The sequence below is a fragment of the Peribacillus sp. SRI_006 genome, from assembly GCF_057586375.1.
In genome coordinates this window covers 463,231-476,068 of sequence record NZ_JBYCZT010000001.1, presented here as the reverse complement: position 1 = coordinate 476,068, position 12,838 = coordinate 463,231, and the positions used below count along the sequence as shown (strand labels likewise).

Genomic DNA, 12,838 nt, shown 5'->3' with positions numbered 1-12,838 from the left:
CTTCTTTGCCATACAAAAAATCCCCTCCAGATTGACAGTTAAGAACATTTTACCATGTTCTCTTTTTTCTCTGTCTACCTGAAGGGGATAATACCAGTCCACGATCCCCTCTTTTGCTTTAGTTAGACTTTATTAAAAAAGCTCATCCTCGGATTTAAGATTTGATTCGGACTTTTTAATTGAAAGCTGTTCGCTTCCGGAACAAAGTCTATTTTCATGACTTCATCAAGAAAAATCATTTTTGATTTCTCAACATATAGCGGAATTCCGTTCGTTTCCACTTTTTCGGTACCTTCTTCAGGTTCGTTGACCCACCATAGCGCCGTCACACCACTTACCACGCAGCCGCAGCCATCAGTATCATATTTCAACTGTAAATATCCTTCTTGTCCCTGTACCTTACCGGCTATTTTCCCAGCCGCTGTTTCCGTCCATTCAATATACATGATTGCTGCCTCCCGATGTCTTTGCATTCCCCCATTATAAACGATAAAAACGTTTCTGTTAAAGAAACTGCCTCCTTTGCAAGCGTCAGCCGACACGAAAATCACTTTCTTCATTGACGGTGCTAACAAATGCCGATTCTCATACTCCTCCGTGATACCTTTCATCACGATGCCGTTTTAAAAGGCTGTCCCTTGGGGAACAGCCCTTCCGCTCATCATTCCATTATCCTTACATCCGCTATATCGGAAAGCCTGATATAGTGAGCCTGCTCAAACCGGTCAACGATATGAAGCTTTTGGGTGAGCTCATTATAATAATGGATCCTGCCGATTAACAGCTGATACCGGTTTCCTTCATAATGAGCAATCGTGACATCCTTTCTTTCCTCCATCGCTTCCCCCATTACCGCATTCATTTCTTCCAGTTGCTGCTCATCCAGGATGCGCTTCGTTTCATAGCCATCCTCCACCGCCCAATCACGGAGCATCTTCACATGTTCCGGCAACATCATCGATGTCCATTTGATACGGCCGCGATCACGAATCATTTCTTTTCCCTCCTTTCAAAGTCAGCCTTACGCCTTACGCCTTACGCCTTATGCCCACCAAGCAGCTTGCTTCGGTATACGGCTGTACCTGCTTCTGTATACGAAACGGCACGCAATAACGATTTGGCTCCATATTTGTGGCGGATTCGATCAACCGTGTAACTCAATTCCCGCTTCTTCCAGCGCGAAGCATCAAATAGAGTCAACTGCATTTCATTATCATCCACAATATTCGAGAGTCTGACCTCTATGCTTCGAACCGTTTTTTGCTTATAGTTCTCATGGAAAAGCTCCAGGCAAACTTTATATAACTCCATCGTGATGTTGGTCGGTTCGTTAATCGAACGCGAACGATGGAAACCTCCGCCAAACTCATCCTTGCTGTAACCAATGCCTAGGCTCACCGTTCTTCCTGCCTTACGATGGGTGCGTGCCCTTCTTCCAACTTCTTCGCAAATTTCCAGCATGACCTGCTTTACCTCATGCTCATCCTTATAATCCCGCAGCAGGATTTGACTTTTTCCGAAGCTGACCTGCCCTTCGATGATCGCTGCCCCCATATCGGATAAATCTATTCCCCAGGCATGGTGGTAAAGCTGATTGCCCATAATTCCAAACTTCGCTTCAAGTAATTCAAGATCATAATTGGCAAGCTGCCCAACCGTAAATATACCCATTCCATGAAGGGTTTTTTCTACGCGCCTGCCGATCCCCCACATTTCACGAAGCGGGGAAATCGGCCAAAGTTTGCTTGGCACATCCTCATACTTCCATTCCGCAATCCCTTTATGTTTGGCTTCCAAATCAAGGCAAAGTTTTGCCATGAGCATATTCGGTCCAATTCCAATGGCACAGGGGAGCTGTAATTCCCGTTCAATTTCATCTTTTATCTTTTCAGCTATCATGCGGGCATCTCCCCATAAAGAAGCAGCACCATCGACTTTCACAAAACTTTCGTCCACACTATATACGTGAATCGCTTCTTTTGGCACATAACGGTTGAACAAGCGGGTGATTTCCGTCGAAACCCTTAAATAAGTAGCCATTTTAGGTTCAACGACGACAATCCTCGGGTCATTCGGGATCTCAAACATCCGCGAACCTGTCTTGATGCCAAATTCCTTCTTCATCTTTGGAGAAGCCGCGAGCACAATGCTCCCTGTCCTCTCCAAATCACCAACCACCGCCAAATAACAATCAAGCGGGTCCAGACCAAGCATGACCGCTGAACAGCTTGCATAAAAACTTTTCATATCGATACACATAATTGATTGTTTCGGCATCGTCCCATAATCCATCATTTCTTCACCCTAACAAGAATATACGTTCGCTTTATTATATTCATAACTTTAACCGAATATACGTTCTTATTCAATGGAAGTTTTCATACAAATTTCTACTTTTTATTGTAATTTCCTTGAAAAATATAATGGATACTAAAAATGGATAAAATACCAAATTTAAACTGAGTATCCAGATTGTTTTTTTAAAAAAGATTAATTGGTAGCTTGAATAATTTTAAGTAGGTCCATATGCTCGATTTTTTAAAATTCCTCCACCCTTTTCAACAGACTTTCGTCTACTTGGAAGCCAGTCTTAATGCTCATTTTTTGTAATGAAACTGTAACCAAAATTATGTCTATTTGTCATAATGGTATTGTAGGATAATATTGTTAAGAAATAATAGAGAGATAGATAGAGAGGAAATGAAAATTATGAAGAAATGGATCGCTTCAGCTGCTGTTGCATCTGCCATGATGCTAACCCCACTGCAAGCCTTTGCCAATATTGGAGACCAAACCCTCAGACCCGGAATGACACATAGTGATGTCAAACAACTACAACAACTATTAAAAACCAAAGGTTATTTCACATATTCAGGTTCACTGACTACATATTACGGCACCTATTCTGTATCAGCAGTAAAAAAATTCCAAAAAGCCAAAGGGTTGACTGCCGACGGAATTGCCGGCCGAGGCACATTTAATGCGCTTGGTGTTTATAAAGTCAATAATACTAGCTTGATCAGCTATGCAAAAACCTTAATAGGCAAACCCTACAAATGGGGCGGAACAACACCGACTGGATTTGACTGCTCAGGCTTCGTCTATTATGTATTCCAGAAATCTCAAGGAATTACCTTACCGCGTACAACATCCTTGCTCTATTCCAATACAGGTTTAAAAGTATCTTCACCAGCTAAGGGTGATCTTGTATTCTTTGATACTTCTTCTGGAAGAACAGGAGTATCCCATGTTGGGATCTATATCGGAAATGGCCAATTCATTAGTGCTACGTCTTCTAAAGGAATAACCATCACGGATATGGATAATTCTTATTGGAAACCAAAATATTTAGGTGCGAAAACTTTATAAAATAAAACAACCGGACAGAATTCAAAGTGATTCAGTCCGGTTGTTTTATTTTATATATAATATTTCTTCCGTTACATCCTCAACAGTCACAATGAATGAAGAATCCAAGTTGGAACGATTCATCATTTCGATATTATAAACATGCTCTGAGGGTAAATGGACGACTTCGAGAACCATGAATCGCTGACTTTCCGCTTTGCTGACATGATCGAGGGCAGCAATGACCGCCCTTTGTTCGGCTAAGCTGTTTTCATCCGTCAAAACAAGAATCAATTCCGCTTCCGCTTTCCCAGGAAATGATTTCTTCACCCCGCCCCGGTGCCATGGTTTCACTTTCATCCCAATTTCCAGTTCGGAATAATCAAGGTCATTACCATGTTGATCTTGAATATATGTATCATTGGTCACCTTATAGTACGTCCCTTTAATCAAAATCCTCTTATCGTCAAGATCCGTAATGAAACCTTCTTCCCCTTTATCAATGGATTCATCCATGTTCCAATCGGGGGATTGACAGCTGCCCAGTATAAAGGCGACGAATAAACATATATAAAGGTTTACAATCATCTTCATGAAAATCCCTCCTAATAGAAATAGACGGATTCCCCATGAAATAGTTACCATTCATATGATAACTTCGCTTAATTCAAAAGGGGAATGTCATCGACATTCCCCTTTACGACCAATTTTCATCTGGAATCGAAAGACTAGCCTACTTTTTAAAAAATGCTTTTTTTCCTAAAGTTTCGGTGATCTTCGGAAACATGTTATACCATTTCCCAGCTAAATTCATCCAGCCAGGGAGATTGATTTCCCTCTTGTTGGTCAGCATCGCCGCTACGATTTTAGCAGCGACATCTCCAGGCTTAAGCATGAATTTTTCAACGTTCTTTAAGTATGTACCTGATTCATCCGCAATGTTAAAGAAATTCGTTTCTATAGGGCCAGGATTGACTGTGGTCACAAAAACATGATCTTCCATCACTTCGAGCCGAAGTGCGTTTGAATAGCCAAGAACTGCGAACTTGGTAGAAGAGTACAATGTTGATTTAGGAGTGGCTATTTTACCGGCCTGTGAAGCGATATTGATGATATGCCCCGATTTTCTCTGCTTCATATACGGCAGAACCAGCTTTGTGCAGGCCATTAAGCCAATGACGTTGACAGCAAACATTGCTTTCGTTTCATTTAATTCCGTATCCTGCGCTTCTTTAAACGTGCCGAAACCAGCATTGTTGACCAACACATCCACTTCACCTATTTGCTCATGGATATCATTAAAAACATTTGTCACCTGATCAGTGTCTGCAACATCAAGCTTATAGGCATATGCATCAATCCCATATTGGGTGATCAGTTCATTCTTTAGCAGCAGTAATTTATCCATGCTTCTGGCCAAGAGGACGAGACGGCCTCCCTGTTTTGCACTTTGAATGGCAACTTCCTTGCCAATCCCTCCGGAAGCACCGGTAATAACAATAACTTTACCTTGTAACTTATTCAAAAAAAGCGGCCTCCTTCGAACATTAAGCGATTGAATACAGAATGACCCCTGATTGGATTTCTGTTTGGACTTCACCCAAGTCTTCTAAATAGTCCAGCTGACCGACCGTTTCCGAAAGTGTGAGGCCCACTTCCTGAAGGTATACTTTCGGAAACAACTGCTGACACACTTCAAAGACAGATAAAGGCTTATCTTGAAGCATGCTTTTCACCTGCATGGCACGATTATGCTGCCGATCGAATCTATATTGAATCAAGTCTGCAACTGCATCTCCTGCCACTTCAGATCCATGTCCTGAGTAAACAGTGGATATGGGGAAATCCAATAATTTTTGAAGTGATGCATTATATTGCAGTAACGGACGAGGCCTCATGCCTCCAGGGAGTAAAGGTGGTTCCATTAATGGGTTAGGTGAAATCTTGGCAAGCAAGTGATCGCCAGCGATCATGACCCCGTCACTTTCCCGATAAAAAGATAAATGGCTTTGCGCATGCCCCGGAGTCTCAATCACTTTCCAGCCTGGAAGACCAGGGAGCTCATCCCCCTCAGCTAAATATCCATGCAGCTTCCGTTCACTAAGGAAACGGATTTCGTCGCGGTTATGGGTCAGTTTATTTTTCAGCTCTTCTGCCACTCCGAACTTTGAGGCATAATCAAGGAAAAAACGATTATGGGTTTCAAGGAACTCATCACTGATAGTCAGCCAGCGCTGATTATTTTTGTGTCCATAAACCGGGATATCCTTTTCAAAGAAATCGAGTGCACCAGCATGATCGGGATGATGATGGGTTAAAATGATTTGTTCGATATCAGTCAGTTTCAGACCTAAATCCCCAAGACCGTTAGTCAAGGCTTCCTTTGAACGTTTGGTTTTCACACCAGTATCGATTAATGTTAAAGCATCCCCTTTAACGACATAAACATTCACATCACCCACTGCAAACGGCGTGGGCAAAGCAATTTTCGCAATATCTCCATTCCAATTCGCCATAATCTTTTCCACCTTAGAAAATTATATTTATATAAATCTTTCTATACGCTAAACAGGATTCTAAGTATAGCTATCATGTATAATTAACATTTTACATGTATTTTAAATCACTGTCATTATTTTCACATAATTCATGTCTACTTTTTATCGTCCATGCATATATTATCATTGACAGAGTACTGATATATCCTTCATAATCACAAGTAATTAAAGACGGCGTGGCATTGATTAAGGCCAAGTAAATTTATGATGGCGTAAAGAGAGTGAAGCTCGGAATGTGCTGAAAGGCTTCATCGCCCCCTCATTATTGAACCTACCTTATGAGCCTTCAGGAAAACCTGACGTAATTCCCGCGTTAGAGGAATCAAGTGCAGCTTTTCTGTATTTATTATGGAAAAGTTGAACAAAGGTGGTACCACGGAAGCTAGACCTTTCGTCCTTTATTGGATGAGGGGTCTTTTTGTTTTTCATAAAGGCTCTTTTCGTAAAGATTGTTGTTTTTAAACGAAACTATTTAAGGTTGATTGGAGCGGAAGTGCGAGACTCCTGCGGGAGCAGCGGGACAGGTGAGACCCCACAGGCGTTTACGCCGAGGAGGCTCACCGCCCGCCCCAAGGAAAGCGAGCATCTGGAAGGGAAATCAACCACAACTCACTACCTGGTAAATAGCAACAAAGTATGTGAAAACAACCTTCATAAAATGGCCGAAAATTCAAAAGAAAAAGGAGCGGGAAATATGAAGAAAATCGCATTTATCGGAGCTGGATCGATGGCAGAAGCAATCATTTCGGGGCTGGTGACCCAACAGGTAATTGAACCAGAAAATATTTTTGTAACAAATAAATCAAATGATGATCGGTTCGATTATTTAAAGAACCAATATGGTGTAACGGCAACAAGATCGCTGCAGCTATTAGTACAGGATGCCAACCTTGTCGTGCTGGCGGTGAAACCGAAAGATATTTTAGAAACAATGCAATCAATAAAAGAATATATTCGTGAAGAAATGCTGTTCATTTCCGTTGTGGCCGGGGTCCATACAACAAGCTTGGAAGGTATCGCCAACAAACGGTTCTCGATTGTCCGTGCCATGCCTAATACATCGGCAGCTGTAGGGAAATCAGCAACGGCCCTTGCGGCTAACTGTCATACGAAAGAAGCGCAATTACAAACGGCGATTACCCTTTTTGAAACGGTAGGTACAGTGGCAGTTGTCGAAGAAACCCAGCTAGATGCGGTAACAGGCTTATCTGGCAGCGGTCCGGCTTATATTTATTACTTGGTCGAGGCATTGGAAAAATCAGCAGAAAAAATAGGTCTCGATTCCGAAACCGCTAAGCAATTGATTCTCCAGACACTGATGGGTGCGGCCGATATGTTACAGAAATCACCTAAAACGCCTGCAGTACTAAGAAAGGAAGTAACTTCACCAGGCGGAACGACTGAAGCAGGTCTGAAAGCACTTCAAGCACATCAAGTGGAAGAAGCATTCATTGCCTGTGTACAAGAAGCGACTGAGCAATCGAAGCGGATGGGCAATCAAATAAGTAAAGAACTGGCCAAATATGTAGTTTCGCAGTAAGCCTCATGATGATGATCGGCTGTTGCCTGGCCACTCCTGCAGCAGTGGCAGGCAACAGCCCTTTTTATGATCCATACGCCTTATAAAGGGGTAAATCTTCTGAAGTGAGCGTTACTTTATAGTCAGCATATCATTTTCATCGAAACTCCAGTCCTTCGAATACGCAACCTCCCAATAGTAACCATCGGGATCTGAAAAATATCCGCTGTATCCTCCCCAAAAAACATGCTGAGGTGATTTCTCGATTGTTCCCCCAGCATTTTCAGCCCTGTTGATCATTTCATCCACTTCTTCAATTGATTTAGCATTATAAGCGAGTGTAAGACCCGGGAAACCATTTTTCTTAGGCGGTTCCATCTCATTAATGTCTTTTGCTAGCTCCTCTAAAGGATACAAAGCAAGTTTCGTACCGGCATTATTAAAAAAAACGATTGCGGGATCGTCCTCTTTAATCAATGTACGGAATCCCAACCCGTCCCGGTAAAACCTTAATGATTGAGTAATATCCCTGACACCTAAAGTTATAATGTTGATCCTGTTCATGTTAGTCCTCCTTTTCCATGTTTTAAGGGTAAATTCGACATCTGGATCACTTTTCCCTTTTTAGCTTGATTGACCAGCACCCACACCATAGCAAATGCTTCTTAAAGACCACTTTGCAAAAAGCAGCTCCACGGGGAATTCCACCTTGGATTGCCCCTCATGCAAATTACGTAGGAATTCCACTTTCTTTGCCGAATGAATACATGTTTTGTCATCTGTAAAGGAATTCCCCCATACTTATCGAATTCAACAAGCAAAAGGGGGAATCTCGATGAATACAAGTGCAGTTGCCCGGTTACTGAATGTTTCCCATAGTACGATTCAACGCTGGGTCACCCAATTGAACATGGAAGTAGAACGGAATCAGCTTGGCCACTACCAGTTTTCAGATGAAGACATTGCATTATTGAGAAAAATCCAAGATCAGCTGAACGAGGGCATCATTCTCCAAAAGGTCAGCATCTCAGAGAAGAAGCTTAGAAAAGCAACCATCCAGAAACACTCCGAACCGAATGATCAACTGCTTGAACGGGTCAACAGGCTTGAAAATGGCCTGAAAACAAAAGCGGACGATGTTGTATCCTATCAGCTTTTACAGCACAGAAGTGAAATGGAAGAAATGCACAAACTCGTTAAAAAGCTTGAAGCCCGTATCGAAGCGTTAGAAACACCAACGGGCCAGCACTTTGATTATTTCCTCGCGGCTGAAGAAGCTGCTGCCACTAAAAAGACGAAGAAAAGGCCATTCATAAAAATGATTTTCGGAAACAGAAAGAACGATAGTTCATCATGGAGCACAGCCGACAGCGATTGACATCTATTATCAAGATCTTTCATGAGCACCCCACGAATAACCATTTTTGTAAGGCAAAGCATCTCTTCAAAAATAGGACCCGATCTTATTAATTACCCCAAAATAAAAAGGCCCTGACCCAAGATTAAACTCACCTGGGTCGGGCCTTTTCATCATTTTAAATCAACACTGCACGGTCATTGATCATTTTTTCGCCTTTGATGCGTTGGAATTCGTTAAGCAGTTTTTCGACGGTTAACTTCTGCTTTGCAGCGCCTCTGGCTTCAAAAATGATCTGTCCCTTATCCATCATGATCAGGGAATTTCCAAGATCGATTGCCTGCTGCATATTATGAGTTACCATCAACGTCGTTAATTGGTTCTTTTCGACGATTTCCTTTGTCAGGTTTGTAACAAGTTCTGCCCGCGAAGGATCGAGCGCTGCAGTATGTTCATCAAGAAGCAGGATTTTAGGATCGGTGAAGGTCGCCATCAGCAATGATAGTGCCTGACGCTCCCCTCCTGACAATAATCCCACTTTTGCAGTCATCCGGTTTTCCAAGCCTAAATGAAGGGTGCCCAAACATTCTTTAAAAAGTTCTTTCCGTTTTTTTGTCACCCCAAAGCCTAAACCTCTTCTATTGGTTCTGCCATAAGCAATTGCCATATTTTCTTCAATCGTCATATGCGGTGCCGTACCCAGCATGGGATCCTGAAAAACGCGTCCAATCATTTTTGCACGGGCATGTTCTTCAATGGCCGATACGTTTTCACCATCGATGATGACTTCACCGGCATCAGGGAGAATCTTACCGGAAATCATATTCATCAAAGTCGATTTACCTGCTCCATTACTACCGATGACTGTTACAAATTCACCTTTTGTCATCTGCAGTTCCAGCTTTCCAAGGGCTAGCTTTTCATCTGGTGTTCCCTCATTGAACACTTTATAAATCTGATTTAACCGAAGCATATTCTTCCCTCCCTTTCGGTAAAGTGCCATCATGACGCATCTGTATTTCTTTAAGCCGCCTTTTCTTCCGGGTTTTTTCCTTTTGTTTATCGGAAATTTTTGGAATGACAAGTGCCCCGACCACAATAAGTGCCGTAATTAATTTAACATCTCCCGTTTCAAGGAATTCAACGCGAAGTGCCAAGGTTACGACGATCCGGTAAATGATCGCCCCTCCAATGACAGCCAGCGTAGCACGTGCAATCGTTTTTGCCCCGAATAGAGCTTCACCGATTATGACGGATGCCAATCCGATGACAATGATTCCAATCCCCATGCCTATATCGCTAAAACCGTTATATTGGGCAACCAGGGATCCCGAAAAAGCCACAAGTGCATTTCCGATTGCAAGTCCTAAGATCTTCATGTTGCCGGTATGGGCGGAAAAACTCTTGACCATTGCTTCATTATCACCAGTCGCCCGTAAGGCAAGACCAATTTCCGTTTTTAAAAACGCTGACATTCCCGCTTGGATGACTACAGCCACAACCAGCATAACGATTAATATGGCCCACGTTTTTGGCAGGCTGTCACCGAGACCCACGAATGATAAAAGACCATTCAACAAATTGTCCAGCCCAGTGCCAGCCCAGGCATCCTGGATATTCGTGATAATGGTTGTTTGGGAAAGCAACGGAATGTTGGATGCACCCATGATTCGCAAATTGATCGAATAGAGCGCAATCATCATTAAGATACCTGCCAAGAGAGGATTGATTTTCCCTTTTGTATGAAGGAACCCCGTTATCGTCCCAGCGATGAACCCTGCCACCATGGCACACAACGTGGCTACGATCGGCGAGTAACCGTTAACGATCATAATCGCGGCAACAGAGGCCCCTGTCACAAAACTGCCTTCCACAGTCATATCCGGGAAATCGAGAATCCTGAATGTTAAATAGACACCAAGTGCCATGATTGCATAAATCATTCCCGACTCAAAAGAGTTGAATAAGGCTGAGAACATTTTTTTCTTCCTTCCCCGAACAAAAGCAGAGTTTATTTTACAAACTCAGCATCTGCTTTCCATTCTTCTTTTATTTCAACACCCATATCTTTTGCTGCTTTTTCATTGATGACCAATTTCAGTTTTTGTGGATATTGAACCGGGATATCTCCAGGTTTTTTACCATCCTTCAGGATTTCAACCGCTTTTTGCCCCGCTTCATAACCAATATCATAGTAGCTGAAGCCATATGCTGCAAAACCGCCAGCATTCACGGAATCAAGCTCGCCGACAAATAAGGGGATATCTTGATCATTTGCCACGGAAATGACCGATTCCAGTGCAGAGACAACTGTATTATCAGTAATGATATAGAAAGCATCCGCTTTTCCGATTAATGATTCCGTTGCCTGTTTAACATCCGCTGAAGTCGAGACGGACGCTTCCACGACTTTCAATCCAGCTTTTTTCGCTTCCGCCTTCACATTTTTTATTTGGACGACTGAATTTTGCTCTCCTGTGTTATAAACCGTTCCAATCGTTTTGGCGCCAAGCTCTTCCGCTAGAAATTTCATTGACTTGGCAATGGCTTCAGGATGGGAATCCGTCGTACCCGTCACATTTCCGCCTGGTTTTTCCAAAGAAGTGACAAGCTCCCCCGCTACAGGATCTGTAACCGATGTAAAGACAATCGGAATATCCTTGGTCGCATTTAAAGCACTTAGAGCACTAGGAGTCGAATTCGCAAATATCAGATCCACTTTATCCCCAACGAAGTTATTGGCAATCGTTTGGCTGTTGTTTTGGTCACCCTGAGCAATTTGAAGATCATATTTAGCATTGATGTCACTATCCTTCAATGCCGCCTGGAAGCCTTCATATGCTTGATCCAAGGAATCATGCTGAACGATTTGTGTTACCCCAATGTTAAAGGTATCCTTTCCGCTTTCATCCTTTGCCGCATCTTTTTCCTTTTCATTTCCACACCCAGCCAATAATAAACCTGCGACCAATGTCATGGCTGCAGTTGAATATAATTTCTTTTTCATATTTTCCCCCCGCTTTTTCCTTATTTAAAATAATGTTTTCCTAACGACGCCAGCTTTTTTCGCTTTTATTTCCTAAATTATAATCGTTTAGTCCCAATTATTCCAATATATTTTTTAACTTTTTAGAATTTTTTGAGTTCTGCATGTAAAACATGAAAAAAGCTGCTGTGAAAGGTATGGTAACTTTCACAGCAGCTTTTTGAAAAATCAATGTTCGACAACCTGGCTGACAATTTCGGTAACGGTAGCCCGATCAATTTTTTCTTTACCTTCTTTTAGGGCTTTCAATGTAGCTTTTGCCAATTCCAAAGGTATTTTACAGAATTGGATGATGTCCTTCGTTTCAATCTCTTCAATGTACGCATCGGCTAATGCAAGATTACGCTCCGTATGGGCAAGCATCTCGTCGAAACCCCAGCCATCCGGATAAAAGTTCACACCACGTTCTGCATCTTCCTCGCGGTTACGCAGGATATTGACCGTTTGGAGTCCACGGCCAAATGCGATGGCAAGTTCACGGTCCGTTTCGGTTCCATCGTACCAGTTCCACATATCAGACAGCATGACCCCGACTAAACCTGCAACATAATAAGTGTAATCATCGAGTTCCTCTTCATTATGGATTTGCCAGTCCTTAATAACCCATTTTGCCATGCCTTCGGCCATTTCCTTTGTTGACTCCAAGACTTTATCTTTTGCACCGGGTGGACAAAATTCAACCCAGTCCGAAAGAAACAGGGTCACCTCGGGCAGTTCATCCTTATATGGTTCAAATAACTTTTGAAGATTCTCTTCCTTGAAATCCGCATCCGGCAGCTCACTAAGGGCCTGTAACAAAGAAACCTTACTATCTGCAGGAAGACTTGGGTGGTCCTCGATCTCATCGATGGCGCGCATGCAAAGGTATGCAGCTCCAATACCCTCTTGCAATCCCTTTGGGAGATAACTGATTGGAATGAAAAAAGTCCGGCTTGTTTTTAGGAGAAAATCCATTGCTTTAGTATGTAGGTCACTTTTGTCAGTCATATTTACACTCCTTTAAATATCCA

Annotated in this window: 14 protein-coding genes; 3 read left to right on the top strand and 11 right to left on the bottom strand. The window is 42.5% G+C overall.

Translation table 11 applies throughout. The annotated features are described in order from the left end of the window. Positions 1–122 precede the first annotated feature (122 nt). The 3 genes from AC2YHV_RS02335 to AC2YHV_RS02325 form a co-directional block, all read right to left on the bottom strand. On the bottom strand, positions 123–446 hold the full coding sequence (locus AC2YHV_RS02335) for an iron-sulfur cluster biosynthesis family protein (protein ID WP_487372499.1): 324 nt from the start codon (positions 444–446) through the stop codon (positions 123–125). A gap of 215 nt (positions 447–661) precedes the next feature. Continuing rightward, entirely contained in the window at positions 662–994 is a 333-nt protein-coding gene (locus tag AC2YHV_RS02330) for a YolD-like family protein (protein WP_034308183.1), read from the bottom strand. Between the two features lie 41 nt (positions 995–1,035). Next, positions 1,036–2,295, bottom strand: coding sequence for a Y-family DNA polymerase (locus AC2YHV_RS02325; RefSeq protein ID WP_057278767.1), 1,260 nt, complete (start codon positions 2,293–2,295; stop codon positions 1,036–1,038). Between the two features lie 414 nt (positions 2,296–2,709). Between AC2YHV_RS02325 and AC2YHV_RS02320 the strand changes: the two genes are divergently transcribed. Further along, positions 2,710–3,369 (top strand): C40 family peptidase, encoded by a 660-nt coding sequence (locus AC2YHV_RS02320; protein ID WP_057278768.1) that lies wholly within the window; start codon positions 2,710–2,712, stop codon positions 3,367–3,369. A 45-nt stretch (positions 3,370–3,414) separates the two neighbouring features. On the opposite strand, the gene AC2YHV_RS02315 is transcribed toward AC2YHV_RS02320, so the two are convergent. From AC2YHV_RS02315 to AC2YHV_RS02305, 3 genes are all read right to left on the bottom strand, one after another. Continuing rightward, on the bottom strand, positions 3,415–3,942 hold the full coding sequence (locus AC2YHV_RS02315; RefSeq protein WP_487372498.1) for a hypothetical protein: 528 nt from the start codon (positions 3,940–3,942) through the stop codon (positions 3,415–3,417). Positions 3,943–4,081: 139 nt separating this feature from the next. Next, complete coding sequence (locus AC2YHV_RS02310) at positions 4,082–4,873, bottom strand: SDR family NAD(P)-dependent oxidoreductase (RefSeq protein WP_098186601.1); 792 nt, start codon at positions 4,871–4,873, stop codon at positions 4,082–4,084. Positions 4,874–4,895: 22 nt separating this feature from the next. Further along, positions 4,896–5,864, bottom strand: coding sequence for an MBL fold metallo-hydrolase (locus AC2YHV_RS02305; protein WP_328097946.1), 969 nt, complete (start codon positions 5,862–5,864; stop codon positions 4,896–4,898). A gap of 460 nt (positions 5,865–6,324) precedes the next feature. Here AC2YHV_RS02305 and proC point away from each other — a divergent pair, with 460 nt between their 5' ends. After that, positions 6,325–7,446, top strand: a complete 1,122-nt coding sequence (gene proC / locus AC2YHV_RS02300; protein ID WP_487372497.1) for a pyrroline-5-carboxylate reductase — start codon at positions 6,325–6,327, stop codon at positions 7,444–7,446. A 111-nt stretch (positions 7,447–7,557) separates the two neighbouring features. On the opposite strand, the gene AC2YHV_RS02295 is transcribed toward proC, so the two are convergent. Continuing rightward, complete coding sequence (locus AC2YHV_RS02295; protein WP_487372496.1) at positions 7,558–7,989, bottom strand: VOC family protein; 432 nt, start codon at positions 7,987–7,989, stop codon at positions 7,558–7,560. 271 nt (positions 7,990–8,260) lie between these two features. On the opposite strand from AC2YHV_RS02295, the gene AC2YHV_RS02290 reads away from it, so the two are divergent. After that, entirely contained in the window at positions 8,261–8,803 is a 543-nt protein-coding gene (locus AC2YHV_RS02290; protein WP_328097943.1) for a MerR family transcriptional regulator, read from the top strand. 157 nt (positions 8,804–8,960) lie between these two features. On the opposite strand, the gene AC2YHV_RS02285 is transcribed toward AC2YHV_RS02290, so the two are convergent. The 4 genes from AC2YHV_RS02285 to AC2YHV_RS02270 form a co-directional block, all read right to left on the bottom strand. After that, entirely contained in the window at positions 8,961–9,755 is a 795-nt protein-coding gene (locus AC2YHV_RS02285; protein ID WP_487372495.1) for an ABC transporter ATP-binding protein, read from the bottom strand. Further along, the gene (locus AC2YHV_RS02280; protein ID WP_057278771.1) at positions 9,730–10,761 is read right to left on the bottom strand and encodes an ABC transporter permease; all 1,032 of its coding nucleotides are present in this window, start codon (positions 10,759–10,761) and stop codon (positions 9,730–9,732) included. The genes AC2YHV_RS02285 and AC2YHV_RS02280 overlap by 26 nt, the downstream gene beginning before the upstream one ends. A 32-nt stretch (positions 10,762–10,793) precedes the next feature. After that, a complete protein-coding gene (locus tag AC2YHV_RS02275) occupies positions 10,794–11,789 on the bottom strand; it encodes an ABC transporter substrate-binding protein (protein WP_053535655.1) in 996 nt (331 codons plus the stop codon). Positions 11,790–11,996: 207 nt separating this feature from the next. Further along, positions 11,997–12,815, bottom strand: a complete 819-nt coding sequence (locus AC2YHV_RS02270) for a squalene/phytoene synthase family protein (protein ID WP_057278773.1) — start codon at positions 12,813–12,815, stop codon at positions 11,997–11,999. Positions 12,816–12,838 lie beyond the last annotated feature (23 nt).